The organism is Candidatus Tisiphia endosymbiont of Nemotelus uliginosus, assembly GCF_964264755.1.
Taxonomy (GTDB): domain Bacteria; phylum Pseudomonadota; class Alphaproteobacteria; order Rickettsiales; family Rickettsiaceae; genus Tisiphia.
In genome coordinates, this window is the sequence record NZ_OZ183481.1 from 645,709 (window position 1) to 662,884 (window position 17,176).

Sequence of the window (17,176 nt, forward strand, 5' to 3'; positions counted from 1 at the left end):
TTATTCTTCTTTTGACTGTTCTATTTCTTCTTTTAACTTCTCTACTTCTTCAATGGTTAGTTTTGTATATTTAACTATTTTTTCTATTGGTTCATTATCAATTAACATTTCTTTTGCCGTGGCTATTTTTTCTTCAGTTTTCCCTTCAGCCTTGCCTTCAGCCTTGCCCTCAGCCTTGCCTTCAGCTTTACCTCTAGCTTCAGCATCTTCAATTTTTTGCTGCTCTACCGCTAAATTATCAAGACGGGCTTTAGTTATTTCCTCATAAGTGTTAAGTTCTGCTTCTGACCAGCTAGCTTGGTCTACAGCCTCAAAAGCTCTCCTAATAATTTCATCCTTACCTATTAAATGCTCTATATCTGTTAAGGTTAATGTACTATCCCCTGCATGCTTAAAAAAGTACATCCACTTCTCTTCAATAGTTTCCAGCTCATTAATAGTTTTATTAAATTTCTCAAGTTCTAAAAAAACAAAATGAAAATCTTTTAAATCATTGGCATAGGTCTTTGTATCTAAAATACAATGTTTTGATTTCCAATGTTTTTTATCGTCAAACATCACAAAATCTGCTATTGCTAAAAATATTACTCCTTTTAATTTAGCGTATACTGCCAACTTTTTATGGTTTTCATCTTCTTTGAGTATTTGCTTAGAATATGCTTTAGCAGCATAATATTGGGCTCTTTTCTCAAATCCTTTATGTTCACTTACCTGCATCTCTACTATGAATTGATTACCATGTTGATCTTTGCATAGTACGTCAACAATAGACTTTCTGTACTTAATAATATCAGGGTCTTGGATAGTTGGCAAAAATTCCACATTAGTTATTTGCTCATTACCTTCAAACTTTAGGACATCATTTAAAAAATGAACAAGTATATCTTTATTCTTTTCAGTACCAAAAATTTGGCGAAAACAAAAATCATTTTTAGGGTCAAGAAATTTTGATAAAAACATATAATATAACCTCTTAATTATTACTAAATGTTGCCTTTATTTATCTGGTTCATTTTAGCACCATCAATATTATTAACTCCATTATCTTCTGAAGCCTGTGAGCATATATATAGGAACAATGCTCGATGCCCTTCAAGAAAGGCAGTGTAATCACTTTCTTGCCGAACGAAATTGCTACGATATATGCCGCTCATCTGAGCTAAATCCTCTAATATTATTTTACCATCTTCTCCACTAAAAAGCTTCAAATAAATTGATTTTAATTGCTCTTTTGTTAGTAAATTTGGTGGGGATGATGAGTTAATTGATAGTTTCATTTGATCATTGCCCTTGTATCTGTTGTTGCTGTTGTAACTGTTGCATTTGCATCATCTTACGTTGTTGTCTTATTTGTAATACTTCTTGCTCATTCTTGAGGATTGAGTTTGGGGAGCCTCGCAGCTCAAAAAATAGTTTAAAACATTCATCCCAGTTGATATTATCATAAATCTCAGGAAAAAAGTTACTGATTCCACTTCTTTGGAAGAAACCTAATACTTGCTCAACGCTTGATATTGCTGATGTTTTCTGGACCCTGGATAATGGTGAAACATATTCAATCTCTATCTCGGGCGGGCTATTTGCTCCTTCTAAGATCGGCACTCTATTATATTTGATCAGCGTTTGATACCAATTCCCAAATTTAATTTAGTATAAAGATGAGAAAAATAGGTTATAATGTAAAAGATAGATAAAATTAGGAATGTAATGGGTACTCATCAAAAATTAATAACAGAAGATTTATACAAACAGGCTATAGCTCAACTTGCAAGTACGAACAAAGAGAATAGGATCGCTATTAGGTTAAGAGCTATAGTAGCTGCAAAAGAACATGGTATTGGTATGGTGTCTAAAATATTTGATATCACAACTAATACGCTAAGAAACTGGATAAAAAGCTTTGCCCAAGGCGATGATAAAAATCTTGAATATAAAAAAGGTAGGGGAAGGAAAAGCGATTTAACGGAAAGCTGCTATGAAGCAATAAACAAATGGATACAAGAAGATTGTAACATAACAATAAAAAGTATCGTCATAAAACTTAAAGAAAATTTGGGAATTAATGTAAGTAAATCGGCTGTACACAGGGCATTGCACAAGCTTAAGTTTGCGTACATTACTCCAAGAGCAGTGCATTACAAACAGAATAAAGAAACTCATGAACAGTTTAAAAAAAAATTCAAGAAAAAATAACAAGCAATCCAAGAAGTTTTTTGTATTTCTTTGATGAATCGCGTTTTGGAACTCATTCTAAATTAGGTCATGGTTGGTTTCGCAAAGGTATCAGAACTCAAGTTAAAATCAAAATAGGTTTTCAGAATTTTTATGTTTACAGTGCTGTTAACCCAATAACAGGAGATGATTTTAGCTTAATGATGCCAAATGTTAATACTATGTCTTTGAACATGTTTCTTGCGGAAATGTCTAAACATATAGGCGTTCAAAAAGCCATTGTTGTTATGGATTGTGCTGGATGGCATAAGTCTAAGGACTTAGTGGTTCCTGCTAATATAGAAATTCTTTATTTGCCACCATATTCTCCTGAATTAAATCCTGCGGAGCGATTATGGGAGCATTTAAAGTCTGAGACTATAAAGAATAAAGTATACAATACAATTGAACAATTAGAAATAGTAGTATCTTCCTCTATTAAAAATTTAAATACCTTGCTAATTCAATCTATTTGTTGCATGAATCATTTACTAAATTAAATTCGGGAATTGGTATGATATATCGCCATAATTAACGGATTTAACAACTCACTCTCGATTCTACCAACCATTGGAGACATTAAACGATATTGTTCCTCCGTTCTAATTTGTACCTCGGTGGCAGTCATTTCTTTATTTTCCTTTTGCATCCTGAATATATCGATATAGAACGCCTTATACCAATTCCCGAATTTAATTTAGTAAATGATTCATGCAACAAATAGATTGAATTAGCAAGGTATTTAAATTTTTAATAGAGGAAGATACTACTATTTCTAATTGTTCAATTGTATTGTATACTTTATTCTTTATAGTCTCAGACTTTAAATGCTCCCATAATCGCTCCGCAGGATTTAATTCAGGAGAATATGGTGGCAAATAAAGAATTTCTATATTAGCAGGAACCACTAAGTCCTTAGCCTTATGCCATCCAGCACAATCCATAACAACAATGGCTTTTTGAACGCCTATATGTTTAGACATTTCCGCAAGAAACATGTTCAAAGACATAGTATTAACATTTGGCATCATTAAGCTAAAATCATCTCCTGTTATTGGGTTAACAGCACTGTAAACATAAAAATTCTGAAAACCTATTTTGATTTTAACTTGAGTTCTGATACCTTTGCGAAACCAACCATGACCTAATTTAGAATGAGTTCCAAAACGCGATTCATCAAAGAAATACAAAAAACTTCTTGGATTGCTTGTTATTTTTTCTTGAATTTTTTTTTAAACTGTTCATGAGTTTCTTTATTCTGTTTGTAATGCACTAGTCTTGGAGTAATGTACGCAAACTTAAGATTGTGCAATGCCCTGTGTACAGCCGATTTACTTACATTAATTCCCAAATTTTCTTTAAGTTTTATGACGATACTTTTTATTGTTATGTTACAATCTTCTTGTATCCATTTGTTTATTGCTTCATAGCAGCTTTCCGTTAAATCGCTTTTCCTTCCCCTACCTTTTTTATATTCAAGATTTTTATCATCGCCTTGGGCAAAGCTTTTTATCCAGTTTCTTAGCGTATTAGTTGTGATATCAAATATTTTAGACACCATACCAATACCATGTTCTTTTGCAGCTACTATAGCTCTTAACCTAATAGCGATCCTATTCTCTTTGTTCGTACTTGCAAGTTGAGCTATAGCCTGTTTGTATAAATCTTCTGTTATTAATTTTTGATGAGTACCCATTACATTCCTAATTTTATCTATCTTTTACATTATAACCTATTTTTCTCATCTTTATACTAAATTAAATTTGGGAATTGGTATTACTTAAGCTCTGGTAAATTTTGTTCACCTCTTTTTACCTTTACCTCCTGCGGCAAATTAAAGCTTTGCTCCTTAGTTGATTCAAGCTCTGGCAAACTTTGTCCACAATTTTGTCCACAAAAACAATCCTTTTTACCGCATCTAGATATTATAGATATATATATAGATGTATTTTTTTTTGATTTTTTTACAGTTGAGTGGTAATTTTTTTCCGGTTGAAGTGAAATATTTTTATGGCTAGATTGAATATTTATACAATCAGAGTGATAAGAATTATCATTAGCTTTACGAAAACTTATAAATTTTTTAAGAATTCTGATACATAGAATATAGCGGCATTTTAGGTTATGTTTGATCGTAGTAATTAAAGAGTGATCAATGAACCCACTTGTTTGTAATTCTGTTAGACATTGTTTAACCCGTTTTTGACAAACTCCTAGCTCTTTTTCGAAAAAATGATAGCCTTCTTGTAATTCTTCCGATAGTTTATCTTTTTGATAAATCTGTAGGCGAGAAACTATCAAAGACAGAAGTTGACGAGAAGTTTTACTTAATTGCTTACCACAATTATTAGTAAGGTTTCGCCATTCAGGTGGGATGAAATTACCAACGAAATTATAAAAGATAACATCAGGATTTGCAACTGAAGCGTTAGGAGAAATTAATGATTTTGTCATATTTTCTCCCCTTGTAATAGGGTTAAAAATAGATTTTTTTGTAGGTCAAATTTCAGGATTTTTGTCTGAGAAGTGACATATGAGTTACATATGAAATGGTTATTAAGATTATAAAAAAACTGAAAGCCTAGAGGTATATGGTGGGCGATGAGAGACTTGAACTCCCGACATTCTCGGTGTAAACGAGATGCTCTACCAACTGAGCTAATCGCCCGCTTCTTTAGCTTAAGGCAGATATTGCCCCATTTCCTCAGAAAAATCAAGTTATTTCTAAAATTATTTAATTTTTAGATATAAATTGTGTGATTGTATCTTGAAATAAGTCTTTAAAGAACTAGAGTAAAAGCAAGGAGTGATACCGATCGTGTGATAGGTTAAGAGAGACCGAGTGAATCTAAGGTACCTCCTTGTAGGTGAACTTAAGTAAAATACGGACGGTAGCGTGATAGGAAAAGATCGAATTTACAATCAAGTAAAAAATACTTAAGGTAAAGGTAATTATATTAGAAAAGAGAATAAAAATGAATAACAAAGAAATATTTATAGGAATAGACGTCTCTAAGGAAACCCTTGATATCTCAATTGCAGGTAAACACTATAAAATAGCTAACAGTAAGGAAGCCCTATCAACCTTTTATAATAAGTATATCATGGGTTGCAAAGCTGTGCTATGTGTATTGGAATCTACAGGAGGTTATGAAAGTAGCACCATGCGTATTCTACAAGAATATAGCGTACCTGTACACAGAGTTCACCCAAATAAAGTACATGTTCTTGCAAAAGTTAAAGGTCATTTTGCAAAAACTGATAAACTAGATGCTATCTTACTAGAAAATTATGCTAAGTTTGTTGCTGAAGAAGAAAAAGGTGATGAATTCATATCTGAGCAAGAGCAACATTTGAAAGAGCTACGTTCCATGGAACATAATCTAGAAAATTATTTAAATACTAATAAATGCAGACTTGATCATACTAAAGATAAAGCAAAAGCTTATCTTCAAAACCAAATTGATTTTACTAAAAAACAACTTGTTGGAGTTAGAAAAGATATTGAACAAATAATAAATGATGATCCAGTTTTAAAATCCAAGAGTAATTTATTAACCAGCTATAAGGGTGTTGGTCAAAAGATAGCTAGTGTATTGTTGATAGAATTACCAGAGCTTGGAAAATTTAATCACAAGCAAATTGCAAATTTGGTTGGGGTAGCTCCTAGGACTTTTCAAAGTGGTAAAATGACAGGGAAGGCACACATTAATGGGGGCAGATTCTTTGTCAGAAAGGCACTGTAAATGGTGGCTTTAGTTGCAGTTAGATATAACGAAAAAATAAAATTAGTTTATAATCGTCTTATACCAATTCCCGAATTTAATTTAGTAAATGATTCATGCAACAAATAGATTGAATTAGCAAGGTATTTAAATTTTTAATAGAGGAAGATACTACTATTTCTAATTGTTCAATTGTATTGTATACTTTATTCTTTATAGTCTCAGACTTTAAATGTTCCCATAATCGCTCCGCAGGATTTAATTCAGGAGAATATGGTGGCAAATAAAGAATTTCTATATTAGCAGGAACCACTAAGTCCTTAGCCTTATGCCATCCAGCACAATCCATAACAACAATGGCTTTTTGATCGCCTATATGTTTAGACATTTCCGCAAGAAACATGTTCAAAGACATAGTATTAACATTTGGCATCATTAAGCTAAAATCATCTCCTGTTATTGGGTTAACAGCACTGTAAACATAAAAATTCTGAAAACCTATTTTGATTTTAACTTGAGTTCTGATACCTTTGCGAAACCAACCATGACCTAATTTAGAATGAGTTCCAAAACGCGATTCATCAAAGAAATACAAAAAACTTCTTGGATTGCTTGTTATTTTTTCTTGAATTTTTTTTAAACTGTTCATGAGTTTCTTTATTCTGTTTGTAATGCACTGGTCTTGGAGTAATGTACGCAAACTTAAGCTTGTGCAATGCCCTGTGTACAGCCGATTTACTTACATTAATTCCCAAATTTTCTTTAAGTTTTATGACGATACTTTTTATTGTTATGTTACAATCTTCTTGTATCCATTTGTTTATTGCTTCATAGCAGCTTTCCGTTAAATCGCTTTTCCTTCCCCTACCTTTTTTATATTCAAGATTTTTATCATCGCCTTGGGCAAAGCTTTTTATCCAGTTTCTTAGCGTATTAGTTGTGATATCAAATATTTTAGACACCATACCAATACCATGTTCTTTTGCAGCTACTATAGCTCTTAACCTAATAGTGATCCTATTCTCTTTGTTCGTACTTGCAAGTTGAGCTATAGCCTGTTTGTATAAATCTTCTGTTATTAATTTTTGATGAGTACCCATTACATTCCTAATTTTATCTATCTTTTACATTATAACCTATTTTTCTCATCTTTATACTAAATTAAATTTGGGAATTGGTATTATTGCTGCTGGTAAGTCTGCAAAAATTGCTTTAGTGGCGGTAATGAGAAAAATTATTATTTGTTTAAATGCTATGTTAAAAAATAATAAAGAATTTACTCTTGACTTTTAAGACGGTAGATTCATAGACCTTGTTACAAGGTAATTGTCAGATGAAATTACGACTTGTATTTTTGTATACTTCCTGCATAAGTCAATCTAGTTGGTGATTTTGTCGTCGAAATTTGCCTCTGCTCCGTAACAATCGTCTATGTACGCGACTTATCTTCGAGATAGAAAAGTGCTAAGAATGTTAATGTAAAGAGGTTTGTAAGGATTTTGTTATAGGATTTGTAGTCATGTAAATGATATTTTTTGTTTCATATTATCAGGTTCCAGAGATATAATCTCTTTCATGTATATTACAATCGTTCCAAACAGAAATTCTCGCCCTGCAATATTGCTTCGCACTTCCTATCGTGAAGGTGGAAAAATATTAAATAAAACTCTAGCTAATTTGACTAGGATATGTCGTCACGAGATTTGAGCCCACATTAGTAAAGCCCTTAAACAAAGACCCGCCATGTATGATTTTGTATTTTTAGCATATCTTGTTGCTATACCACGCCATTCTTTAAATTTTTGAAATGTATTTTCAATAATGTGCCTTAGCTTATATAGATATTTATCTATCTCTCTTTGAATCTTCCTGTTTCTTTTTGATGGTATTACAGGAATTATGTTTGCATTCACAGCCGATTCTATTATGGCGTTTGTATCGTAAGCTTTATCAGCCATAAGATGTTGTGCCTCCATATTCTGGATTAACTCACAAGCTTGAGTACAATCATTTCTGGAACCTTCTGTAACAATAATTCTGACCGGCATACCATACGCATCCACGGCCATATGTACCTTTGTATTGAGCCCCCTTTTGTGCGACTAACCGTTTGATTCCCGCCTTTCGCTCCAAGTCCTGCTTTGTGAGTTTTTACAAATGTAGAATCTATCATTAACCATTCAAAATCAGGAGCATTTATAAAAATATTTAGCAAATTCTCCCATATCCCATTATCACGCCATCTACAGAATCTTCTGTGTACATTCTTCCAATTGCCATAATCAGGAGGCAAATCTCTCCATGGAGCTCCCGTTCTAAATATCCACATCACTGCATTTATAAAAGTTCTATTGTCTCTTGCAATACCTCCCCAACAACCTTTCTGACCAGGTAAATTACTTTCTATCTTATTCCAAAGCTCATCGCTTATATCATGTCTTCTATGTGCTAAACTCATTGCTTCTTATCGCCTATTTTTATTACTACAATTATAATAACAAATCACATAAAATTATGCAATCACAATCTCGTGACGACATACCCTAGTTGGGATAACTTGCGTATTGAAGCTTTTAAAAAAATGCTTAAAGGTGAATTTGATGGTTTAGAGGGGGTACTGGAAATTGGTGAAAGTTTTGGAACTATTTTTTTGCTAAAAAGAATTGCTGATGAAATTGGTATTACCAAGGCTCTTGGTACTAAAAATAGGCTGGCTCTTCTAAGTTTGTTTTGGTTTTAGCACGTTTTGCTTATCAAGGTTCTAGGCTTTCCAGCGTAAAATGGGCAAAAGGTCATGCTATACCCAATATTTTATCCGTTGATTCATTTGATGAAAACCATCTATATCAGGCTCTGGAATGGCTAGAAGAGAATCAGGAAAAGATAGAAATGAAATTATTTAAAACTTATCAAAAGCAAAATAACACTCCTCCTGTTATGCTTTTATATGATATCACTTCAAGCTATTTCGAAGGAACAGAGAATGAGCTTGAAGAATATGGCTACAACCGAGACAAAAAGAAAGGCAAAAAGCAAATCGTTATTGGTCTGCTGACTGATGATCATGGTGAACCTTTGGCTGTTAGAGTATTTAAGGGTAATAGTGCCGATCCTTCTACTATTTATGTTCAGATTGAACTAGTAAAATCTAATTTCGGCATTAAGAATATCGTCTTTGTTGGTGACAAAGGAATGATTAGGGGGCATGTAAAGAGGCTATTACCAAAGAGGGATGGGATTACATTACCAACTTAAGTAAGGTTGAAATTGAAGGATTAGAGAAAAGAGGGGTTTTGCAGTATGATTTTTTTGAAGATCAACTATGCGAAGTAATCAGTAATGGTAAAAGATATATTTTAAGAAAAAATGGTTCTATAGCCAGAAAACTTGAATTTGATAGGAATAACAGAATTGAAAAACTGATTACAAAGGTAGGAGAGCGTCATATATCTGTATCAACCCATAAGCGAGCAAAACCAGAAATTGGTTTAAATAATATTCAAAAAATTGCTAAAGAATGGCGAATAGATAAATTTATCAACCTAAAATTAGACAGTAACCAAATAGTGGTTGAAATTGACCAGGATAAGAAGAAAGAATTGTTTGTCTTTGACATGAAGTAGAAGCAAATTTTAGCAGTATGAAGACAAGATTACTAGAAGTACAACCGATATTTCTAAGGAAAGGCAGCAGAACGAAAGGGCTTTTTTATATTACAATATAAAAGGTTGCGTCGTTGCAAGATTACCAAAATTAACACAATCTCAGCAAGATTTATTTAATTTATTTGATCTCAAAATGCCCCAAATGACAAAATCTGCAAATGATAACATGTAGTCAGTAAAGAAAATTTAATTTTTTAGACATTGTGCCGTATACTAATCCCGTCTCGTAGCATAATTTTTGCTCCTCTCTATCTGGAAGATAAGTCGCGAGTAGGCGTAGTCGACGAAGCAATTTAAAAAATGCTCAGGAATGGATTGCCGCGTCGTCACTAAAATGGCTCACTCGCAAGGACAACATGATGGGTGCTTATTCGGTACTAATTCAGATTAATTGACTATAGTATGCATATTTATCCAATTATCTCCTACCTTGGTTTCGACAATGAGCGGAACCATTAATTTAGATGAATTTTCCATAGTAGTTTTAATTAGTTGTGTCGCTAATTCTACTTCATCAATGGGCGATTCAAAAAGTAATTCGTCGTGGATTTGTAAGATTAGCTTGGTTTTCAATTTTAGTTGTTGCATTTTACGGTCAAGATCAATCATCGCTATTTTGATTATGTCGGCACTAGTCCCTTGGATTGGAGCGTTGATTGCTGCCCTTTCGGCAAATTGCTGTAAGGAATGTTTTTTATCATAGATTAAGGGAATAAAGCACTTTCGTCCGAAGAGATTCAGGACATAACCATGCTCTCTGGCGTAGTTTTTTGTATATTCCATATATTTTTGAATTTCTGGATATTCTTCAAAATATTTCTTTATATATTCAGCTGCTTGTGTAGAGCTAATATGTAACTGCTTTGCTAGTCCAAAAGCACTAATACCATAGATAATGCCAAAATTTATAGCTTTTGCTTTATGCCGATGTTCGGAAGTTAACTGCTCTTTAGTAATTTTAAATATATTACAAGCGGTTTTACTATGAATATCCTCACCATTAACAAAAGCTTGTTTTAAAGAAGGTATATCTGCCATGCTACTTAATATTCGCAGTTCAATCTGTGAATAGTCCGCTGAAATTAATTTATGCTTATCTTCTGCAATAAAAGCTGCTCTGATTTTATTACCTTCTTTCGAGCGAATTGGTACATTTTGTAAATTGGGTTCTTGAGAACTAAGCCTACCAGTACTAGTTGAAGTTTGTAAAAATGTTGTATGCACCCTATGAGTTATCGGATTTACTTGCATAGGTAAACTATCCGTATAGGTATTTTTTAATTTAGTAAAGTGACGCCATTTTAGCAATAAATCAGCAATAGCAAAGCCACTTTCGCTAATTTTTTCAAGAATTTCTGCACTAGTAGAATAAGATTTTGCTTTTGATGACAATTTACCAAAGGGTAATTGCATTTTTTCAAATAAAATTTCCCCCAGTTGCTTTGGTGAAGCGATGTTAAACTTTGTTCCGGTAATAGCAAAAATATTATGTTCTAATTGAGTAATTTCACTGCCAAATTCATCCGATAATTGTTTAAGATATGGTGAATTGACCTTAACCCCAATTTTTTCCATTTTATCTATTATATAACATAAAGGTAAATCAATATCTCGATATAGTGTTAAGGCATGGTTATCTTTTAGTTCTAGCAACAGTTTTTGGTAATTATCACTAAAGCCGGTAACTACTCTCGCTAAATTGTCTAAACTATCCTGCTGTATTCCATCAAATGGATTCTTCTGAGGCTTGCCAGCAGAAATCAGATATTGCATTAGTTCAAGATCTTCACATGAATATACTTCATTATCGATAAAGAATTTTAATAATGATTTAAGCTTATAGATGATTTTCTTAATAGATTTATTTTTTAGCAATTGAAGAATATCAGCCATAAACCATTGTTCTAGGTAATTTTGACGAAAATCGTAAGCAAGTAAATCAGACATATTGCCAGAAATTTTAGCAATAAACTTAATATTGTAGCATTTACCATCAATTGATAAAATTATAGAAGGAGTTTGCCCAGGGTAATCGGATAAATAAATATTGACAATCCCATATTCTTCTGCCTTAGTTAGCATAGCATCAAGTTGTTGTTGCGAAGCAACTTCTTGAATTATAATTTGCTTAGTAGGTAAAGATTCGTTGGTAATTTGTATTTGGAATAAGTTCTCCACTCTTTTATTTAGAGATTTAAAACCATATTCTACCAGAAAATCAGATATTTGTTTGCTATCAGGTTGGGTATACTGCAATAAACTAAAATCTAAATCGATATCAACATTATAATCTAGACTAAATAATTGCCAGGAAATTAAGGCTAAATCTTTTGAGGAGCTGATGATTGCTCTCTGGCGATCGTTAGTGATTTGATCGAGTGAATTTAATAGCTCTGCTAATGAACCAAATTGTTTAATAAGTGTTGCTGCAGTTTTAGGACCAATGCTTGGCACGCCTGGTATATTATCGGACTTATCGCCGATCAACGCCATTACTTCCCTGATTTTACTTGGTTCTACACCAAATTTCTCTATCACGTCATCTTCGGAAATATATTTTGCTTTTATTGGGTCATACATTTTAGTATGCGAATTAATTAATTGCATTAAATCTTTATCAGAAGAAATAATGATAGTATTTTGTTGTAATGCAGAAGCTTTATGGGCTAAAGTGGCAATTATATCATCTGCTTCATAACCAGCTTTCTCAATCATTGGAAAATTTAGGCTATTTGCTGCAAGGCGAATAAGTGGTAATTGACTCTTTAAATCCTCTGGTATAGGGGGTCTATTTGCTTTATATTGCTGATAAATTTGATGACGAAAATTCTTACCACCAGAATCAAAAACTACAATAGCATGTTCTGGCTTAAAATCATTCAATAGCTTTAACAACATTGAAGTAAAACCATAAAGTGCTCCAACAGCTAAGCCACTCGGAGAAGTTAATGGTGGCTGAACATGGTAGGCTCTAAAGATAAATCCGTAGCCATCAATTATTAATAAAGTATTTTTATTAGTCATTTTGTTATTAGGTCAAATTGTTATATTTATGTATACTCTTCTGCTTTGAAGAATTGGCTCCGTAAAACTTCGGGGTATTCGCGTACTCACGTACTTCATGTACGCTCCGCTCGCTCACCCCTTGTTTTACGTTCCAATTCTCCAAATCATTTGAGTATAGTATACAACAATTATAATCTGCACTAAGCTTTATTAGTAATAATTTTATAAATAATGAGAAGTTGGTAACGTTGTCTCTCATCGATTGACTATAACATGGATTGCAAACACAAAACAAGTAATGTATAGTATTACCTATAAATACTTAATACTATAAAGGAGAATTCGTATGAAAAGAGCTGATGAGAATATTGTAGTAAGCGTTAAAATTGCCCCGCAAATTAAGAAGAGGTTGCAAGTACTTGGTAAAATTAAGCAACGTTCAACACACTGGCTGATGAAGGAGGCAATTACTAATTATCTTAAATTAGAGGAACATGAGGAACAATTAAAACAAGAGACTATACAGCGTTGGCAAGAAATGCAAGAAGGTAAATTTTTAGGAAATGACAAAATAACTGAGTGGCTTGATAGATGGGGAAGCGATAAAGAAGAGGAAAGACCTTAATGGAAAGATTAGTATGGTTGGAATCGGCAATTACAGATTTGGTACGGCTAAGAAAATTCATTGATAAAAATAATCCTAATGCTGCAAAGAGAGTGGCAGAAGTAATAAAGAAAGCAGTTATCAAACTTATAGAATTTCCTTTAATAGGTAAACCTGTGACTAATCTAATAGATTATAGGGATTTATATATTCGATTTGGCTTATCAGGTTACATACTACGATATCGAATATATGATGATACTATTTATGTAGTTCATATCAGACATGCTAAGGAAATAGAATTTAAATAATAAAAAAGAAATACCAATGTTCGACAGTTGTGCCATTCTAGGAAGCTACCTACGATTTATAGTCAATTGATGAGAAGTTGGTGACGTCGTCACTCTAATGCTCGCCTATTACTTATAGGCGTCAGCAAGAAAATAAAGTAGAAAAGTCGTCTATTAGCGAGCCACCGTAGGTGGCGTGGCAATCGATTTCTAATCACTTTTCTTGATTGCTTCGTGACCTTATGGTCTCCTCGCAATGACGGTTTCTCAATTATTGTTTTCTTAATTGCTGACGCTTATGCGTGTTCGTACAGATTACGCCGATGAGGCTATACCCACATAGATATTAAAATACAGCCTTGTGCGAAATCTTTGCAGAAATATTTACAGTTCCCTTACTTAGCTCTTGACATAAGTATGCCAATGGCATATCGTGTATTTTATGGATACAAAACTTATTTCAATTGTTGAACTTCCAGAATTTCAAAAATTTGCTAAGGATTACTTGAGTGAAAAAGAATGTATGGAAATTATTAACTATATAGCAGCGAATCCTAATCAGGGAAATATAATAAGAGGTACTGGTGGTATTAGAAAATTAAGATTTGCTCTAACTAACAATAAAGGTAAAAGTGGAGGAATGAGAATAATTTATTTTTATCATAATGAAAATATGCCGGTCTTTTTAATAACTGGTTTTATAAAAAGCAAAATGGAGAATATTAGTCAGGATACTTGTAACGAATTAAAAAACCTGAGTAAGACTTTAATAAAATTATATAATTAGGAAAAAAATATGAGTACAAAAGAATTTAATCGAACTGAAAAAAGTATTCTAGCTGGAATGCAAGAAGCGATCCTATATTCTAAAGGTCGGCTAAAAGCAAAAAAACACAATATTTCATTACCAAATATTGATGTATATGAGGCAAGAGATCACCTCAAACTAACTCAGAAACAATTTGCTGCAGCATTTGGAATTAGCATTGCAACACTACGTAATTGGGAACAAGGGCGTAGATCACCAACTGGGGCAGCAAAGGTACTTCTTAAGATTATTCAAAAGGAACCTGAAATTGTAAAACAAGTTTTAAGAGGTTAAATTATTTGTACTAATTTCCTGGATCAACTTCGTCGTCTTGTGCCTCTTCGCAATGACGTTTGTTAGGCTGAAACAGGTTTTTCCACAAATCCCTTGATTGATATTTTATTTGACTTTTTAGACAAACAGCAAAAGCCGATAATTCCGATAAGACAACAAATGGGAACTATAGAAATTGCCACAATAAAATCATAGTGACTATAAATAGGAGTGCCAGATTCACTTAGTAAGCCGTCCCAATTATAAGAGATTAAATAACTCATAATTTTGTGAAAGAAATGCCCAAAAGACATGTTGATACAATTGACTATCGCAACGGCAAGTCCAATAGATTTCTCCGTAACAAGGTTACTGACAATGGTAAAGATTAGAACCTGATAACAACAAAAAATTCCTAATAAAAACATTAAAGAACTACTAGTAAAGAAATTTAATGAAGGACAATATAATAGAATGATAAAAATTACTATTGTCAGCAATCCAGTGATAGTTATTATAGCATCAGATGATTTTACTAAATTAGCAATAAGAGCAAGTATTGGACCGCCAAGACACATCCCTATATAAACAAATGAGGTAGCTAAGTTACTATCCATATCATTCATTTGATAAATTTGTTTGAAAAATGGAATAGCCCATACATCAGCAAAACCTTCCAATGCTCCTACCATTAAACCACCAAAAATTCCGATTAACAGAATAGTAGGGTTTAATAAGAGTTTCAATATCGATAATTCGGAATCTAGAGTAGTAGTAGAATTGCTACTTACATCATCATTTTTTATCAATAAAATCATTAGTCCAATAATAAATCCGATGGCAGCTAAACTATTAAAAGTTACGTCATAACCAAAATGGGTGAATAATAGTTTCATTGGAGTAATAGCAAATACTGCTCCAATTAAGCCAAAAGTAAAAGAAAGCCCTAGCATTACGGAGTGGTATTTAGCTGGAAAACAGCTTCTAGTAATTTTAGCTACTGATAAAAACCCAACAGCAGAACCAGCTCCAATCATAAATCTACCAATGAGTAAATAATTGAAATTTTCGCTGGCAACAAAAGTTAAAGTACCAAGAGAAGTAACCAAGATAGATATGAATGTAACAATTCTAAAGTTAAATTTATCGAGCATTATGCCAATTGGTATTTGCATCCCTGCATAACCTAAATAATAATATCCAGCGACTGTACCAAATGCTATGGTATCAATGGCAAATTTTTGCATAATTTCTTCTCTAAGAATTCCAGTCGAAAGTCTTAATATAAATTGAAAGGCAAAAAACATGCTGGCAAGAGACCATAATAAAAATGGTTTTTTCAAGGATAGAGCTTTATTCATAAAAAATTTAAATTATAATAACGTTATATTTTAAGGTTTTAAATTATAGTATTGAATAGTATTTTGTCAAACCTTTATAGACAGGAGGTTGTAGGAAATAACTAAAGTAATTAATAGGGAAATGGTATTATGACTCTAGACAAGCCAAAACATGACGAAATCTTTCGCAAATCTATGGAGAATCCTATAGTTGCTAAAGAGTTTTTGGTAACTCATTTGCCTAAAGACGTGCTGGCTTTAATCGATAGTACATCTTTAAAATTAGAAAAAGATAGTTTTATTGAGTCAGACCTTTCTGAAACTATTTCTGATGTATTATTTTCTGTTAAGTTTAATGATCAGGATGGCTATATTTTTTTGCTATTGGAACATCAAAGTACTGTTGATAAAATGATGGCGTTTAGGTTATTTAAATATATGATTAATATTTGTGATCGATATTTAACTAATCATCCTAAAGCTAAAAGCCTTCCAGTAATTTATCCCCTAATACTTTATAATGGCAAGAAGAAATATAATGCATCGCTCAATATATGGAATTTATTTAGCCATCCAGATTTAGCCAGAGGCTTTTGGACAAATGATTGTCAGCTTATTAACGTACATGATATTCCTGATGAAGAACTCAAGAAAAAAGTATGGTCTGGGATTTTTTTATTTTTCCTCAAACACATCCACGAACGTCAATTACTGAAAAGATGGCAAGAAATCTCTTATCTCTTGCCTAAATTGAGTAAAATAACAATAGGTCATGACCACATAAGAAATCTATTGAGCTATACTTTGACCTTTATTGAGCAAAATGATAAAATAGAGTTAGAAAAAATACTAAAAAATAATTTAACTAAAGAAAAAGGAGAAGAACTTATGCCTAGTATAGCTCAAGTATGGAAAGAAGAAGGGATAGAGATAGGGCTACAGGATGGTATTAAAATCGGAGAGGCTAAAGGTAGAGCCGAGGGGAGAGCCGAGGGTAGAGCCGAGGGTGAAGCTAAATTAATAAAAATGATGATAAATAATGGTAGCTCTATTGAAGAAGTAGCGAGAATGACTAGATTATCTGTTACAAGAATCAATGAACTATTGAAAGTACAGTAAACTGGCACTTATTAGCAAGGTGTTACTTTAGTAGCGACTGAAGCCAAAGGTAGAGTCGAGGGTAAAACTGAAGCAATGAAAGCTATAGCAAAAACTATGCTACTTAAACATAAGGCAGAGCAAATCGAGAGAGTA

General features: G+C 32.7%; 24 protein-coding genes and 1 tRNA gene. 12 read left to right on the forward strand and 13 right to left on the reverse strand.

Annotation, left to right across the window (positions count from 1 at the left end):
- From ACFELW_RS03335 to ACFELW_RS03345, 3 genes are read right to left on the reverse strand one after another with little or no spacing between them, the layout of a single operon-like run.
- On the reverse strand, window positions 1–960 hold the full coding sequence (locus ACFELW_RS03335; RefSeq protein WP_375330431.1) for an Rpn family recombination-promoting nuclease/putative transposase: 960 nt from the start codon (window positions 958–960) through the stop codon (window positions 1–3).
- Window positions 961–983: 23 nt separating this feature from the next.
- Window positions 984–1,277 carry a hypothetical protein gene (locus ACFELW_RS03340; RefSeq protein WP_375330401.1) on the reverse strand — a complete coding sequence of 98 codons (294 nt, stop codon included), beginning with the start codon at window positions 1,275–1,277 and terminating at the stop codon, window positions 984–986.
- Between the two features lie 4 nt (window positions 1,278–1,281).
- The gene (locus ACFELW_RS03345; protein ID WP_375330432.1) at window positions 1,282–1,602 is read right to left on the reverse strand and encodes a portal protein; all 321 of its coding nucleotides are present in this window, start codon (window positions 1,600–1,602) and stop codon (window positions 1,282–1,284) included.
- 105 nt (window positions 1,603–1,707) lie between these two features.
- Between ACFELW_RS03345 and ACFELW_RS03350 the strand changes: the two genes are divergently transcribed.
- Together ACFELW_RS03350 and ACFELW_RS03355 are read left to right on the forward strand one after the other, a co-directional pair.
- Window positions 1,708–2,193, forward strand: a complete 486-nt coding sequence (locus tag ACFELW_RS03350) for a helix-turn-helix domain-containing protein (protein ID WP_375329868.1) — start codon at window positions 1,708–1,710, stop codon at window positions 2,191–2,193.
- 20 nt (window positions 2,194–2,213) lie between these two features.
- On the forward strand, window positions 2,214–2,711 hold the full coding sequence (locus ACFELW_RS03355; protein ID WP_375329867.1) for an IS630 family transposase: 498 nt from the start codon (window positions 2,214–2,216) through the stop codon (window positions 2,709–2,711).
- Here ACFELW_RS03355 and ACFELW_RS03360 read toward each other — a convergent pair.
- The 5 genes from ACFELW_RS03360 to ACFELW_RS03380 all read right to left on the reverse strand — a co-directional run bounded on the left by ACFELW_RS03360 (window position 2,708) and on the right by ACFELW_RS03380 (window position 4,879).
- Window positions 2,708–2,908: a portal protein gene (locus ACFELW_RS03360; protein WP_375330504.1), complete on the reverse strand. Its 201-nt coding sequence runs from the start codon at window positions 2,906–2,908 to the stop codon at window positions 2,708–2,710. The genes ACFELW_RS03355 and ACFELW_RS03360 overlap by 4 nt on opposite strands.
- Window positions 2,904–3,401, reverse strand: a complete 498-nt coding sequence (locus ACFELW_RS03365) for an IS630 family transposase (protein ID WP_375329846.1) — start codon at window positions 3,399–3,401, stop codon at window positions 2,904–2,906. Before ACFELW_RS03365 ends, ACFELW_RS03360 begins: the two co-directional genes overlap by 5 nt.
- Window positions 3,402–3,421: 20 nt before the next feature.
- Window positions 3,422–3,907 (reverse strand): helix-turn-helix domain-containing protein, encoded by a 486-nt coding sequence (locus tag ACFELW_RS03370; protein WP_375329845.1) that lies wholly within the window; start codon window positions 3,905–3,907, stop codon window positions 3,422–3,424.
- A gap of 80 nt (window positions 3,908–3,987) precedes the next feature.
- A complete protein-coding gene (locus ACFELW_RS03375) occupies window positions 3,988–4,665 on the reverse strand; it encodes a hypothetical protein (protein WP_375330433.1) in 678 nt (225 codons plus the stop codon).
- A 138-nt stretch (window positions 4,666–4,803) separates the two neighbouring features.
- Window positions 4,804–4,879: transfer RNA gene (locus ACFELW_RS03380), tRNA-Val, on the reverse strand.
- A 307-nt stretch (window positions 4,880–5,186) separates the two neighbouring features.
- Here ACFELW_RS03380 and ACFELW_RS03385 point away from each other — a divergent pair.
- Window positions 5,187–5,957 carry an IS110 family transposase gene (locus ACFELW_RS03385; protein WP_375330434.1) on the forward strand — a complete coding sequence of 257 codons (771 nt, stop codon included), beginning with the start codon at window positions 5,187–5,189 and terminating at the stop codon, window positions 5,955–5,957.
- Window positions 5,958–6,033: 76 nt separating this feature from the next.
- Here ACFELW_RS03385 and ACFELW_RS03390 read toward each other — a convergent pair whose 3' ends face one another.
- Together ACFELW_RS03390 and ACFELW_RS03395 are read right to left on the reverse strand one after the other, a co-directional pair.
- A complete protein-coding gene (locus tag ACFELW_RS03390; protein ID WP_375329725.1) occupies window positions 6,034–6,531 on the reverse strand; it encodes an IS630 family transposase in 498 nt (165 codons plus the stop codon).
- On the reverse strand, window positions 6,518–7,036 hold the full coding sequence (locus tag ACFELW_RS03395) for a helix-turn-helix domain-containing protein (protein WP_375330435.1): 519 nt from the start codon (window positions 7,034–7,036) through the stop codon (window positions 6,518–6,520). The genes ACFELW_RS03390 and ACFELW_RS03395 overlap by 14 nt, the downstream gene beginning before the upstream one ends.
- Before the next feature lie 67 nt (window positions 7,037–7,103).
- Between ACFELW_RS03395 and ACFELW_RS03400 the strand changes: the two genes are divergently transcribed.
- Window positions 7,104–7,229, forward strand: coding sequence for a hypothetical protein (locus tag ACFELW_RS03400; protein ID WP_375330436.1), 126 nt, complete (start codon window positions 7,104–7,106; stop codon window positions 7,227–7,229).
- A 401-nt stretch (window positions 7,230–7,630) separates the two neighbouring features.
- On the opposite strand, the gene ACFELW_RS03405 is transcribed toward ACFELW_RS03400, so the two are convergent.
- Window positions 7,631–8,394, reverse strand: a protein-coding gene (locus ACFELW_RS03405) for an IS5 family transposase (protein ID WP_375329687.1) whose coding sequence is annotated in 2 segments (ribosomal slippage) — window positions 7,631–8,037 and window positions 8,037–8,394 — 765 coding nt in all. Because the reading frame shifts where the segments join, the coding sequence is not laid out codon by codon here.
- Between the two features lie 72 nt (window positions 8,395–8,466).
- On the opposite strand from ACFELW_RS03405, the gene ACFELW_RS03410 reads away from it, so the two are divergent.
- The 3 genes from ACFELW_RS03410 to ACFELW_RS03420 are packed head-to-tail and all read left to right on the forward strand — an operon-like array spanning window position 8,467 to window position 9,559.
- Window positions 8,467–8,676 (forward strand): hypothetical protein, encoded by a 210-nt coding sequence (locus ACFELW_RS03410; RefSeq protein WP_375330437.1) that lies wholly within the window; start codon window positions 8,467–8,469, stop codon window positions 8,674–8,676.
- On the forward strand, window positions 8,667–9,191 hold the full coding sequence (locus tag ACFELW_RS03415; RefSeq protein WP_375330438.1) for a transposase: 525 nt from the start codon (window positions 8,667–8,669) through the stop codon (window positions 9,189–9,191). Before ACFELW_RS03410 ends, ACFELW_RS03415 begins: the two co-directional genes overlap by 10 nt.
- A 38-nt stretch (window positions 9,192–9,229) precedes the next feature.
- Window positions 9,230–9,559: a hypothetical protein gene (locus ACFELW_RS03420; RefSeq protein WP_375330439.1), complete on the forward strand. Its 330-nt coding sequence runs from the start codon at window positions 9,230–9,232 to the stop codon at window positions 9,557–9,559.
- Between the two features lie 429 nt (window positions 9,560–9,988).
- Here ACFELW_RS03420 and polA read toward each other — a convergent pair whose 3' ends face one another.
- Window positions 9,989–12,625 carry a DNA polymerase I gene (polA, locus tag ACFELW_RS03425; RefSeq protein ID WP_375330440.1) on the reverse strand — a complete coding sequence of 879 codons (2,637 nt, stop codon included), beginning with the start codon at window positions 12,623–12,625 and terminating at the stop codon, window positions 9,989–9,991.
- 328 nt (window positions 12,626–12,953) lie between these two features.
- On the opposite strand from polA, the gene ACFELW_RS03430 reads away from it, so the two are divergent.
- From ACFELW_RS03430 to ACFELW_RS03445, 4 genes are all read left to right on the forward strand, one after another.
- Window positions 12,954–13,232 (forward strand): CopG family ribbon-helix-helix protein, encoded by a 279-nt coding sequence (locus tag ACFELW_RS03430; RefSeq protein ID WP_341749151.1) that lies wholly within the window; start codon window positions 12,954–12,956, stop codon window positions 13,230–13,232.
- Window positions 13,232–13,522, forward strand: a complete 291-nt coding sequence (locus tag ACFELW_RS03435) for a type II toxin-antitoxin system RelE/ParE family toxin (RefSeq protein ID WP_341752935.1) — start codon at window positions 13,232–13,234, stop codon at window positions 13,520–13,522. Before ACFELW_RS03430 ends, ACFELW_RS03435 begins: the two co-directional genes overlap by 1 nt.
- A gap of 421 nt (window positions 13,523–13,943) precedes the next feature.
- A complete protein-coding gene (locus tag ACFELW_RS03440) occupies window positions 13,944–14,288 on the forward strand; it encodes a type II toxin-antitoxin system RelE/ParE family toxin (protein ID WP_239832796.1) in 345 nt (114 codons plus the stop codon).
- 9 nt (window positions 14,289–14,297) lie between these two features.
- Window positions 14,298–14,603, forward strand: a complete 306-nt coding sequence (locus ACFELW_RS03445; RefSeq protein WP_239832795.1) for a helix-turn-helix domain-containing protein — start codon at window positions 14,298–14,300, stop codon at window positions 14,601–14,603.
- Window positions 14,604–14,665: 62 nt separating this feature from the next.
- Here the strand turns inward: ACFELW_RS03445 and ACFELW_RS03450 are convergent, their stop codons facing one another.
- Window positions 14,666–15,943: an MFS transporter gene (locus tag ACFELW_RS03450; protein ID WP_375330441.1), complete on the reverse strand. Its 1,278-nt coding sequence runs from the start codon at window positions 15,941–15,943 to the stop codon at window positions 14,666–14,668.
- A gap of 129 nt (window positions 15,944–16,072) precedes the next feature.
- Between ACFELW_RS03450 and ACFELW_RS03455 the strand changes: the two genes are divergently transcribed.
- Window positions 16,073–17,041, forward strand: coding sequence for an Rpn family recombination-promoting nuclease/putative transposase (locus tag ACFELW_RS03455; protein WP_375330442.1), 969 nt, complete (start codon window positions 16,073–16,075; stop codon window positions 17,039–17,041).
- The last annotated feature ends 135 nt before the right edge of the window (window positions 17,042–17,176 follow it).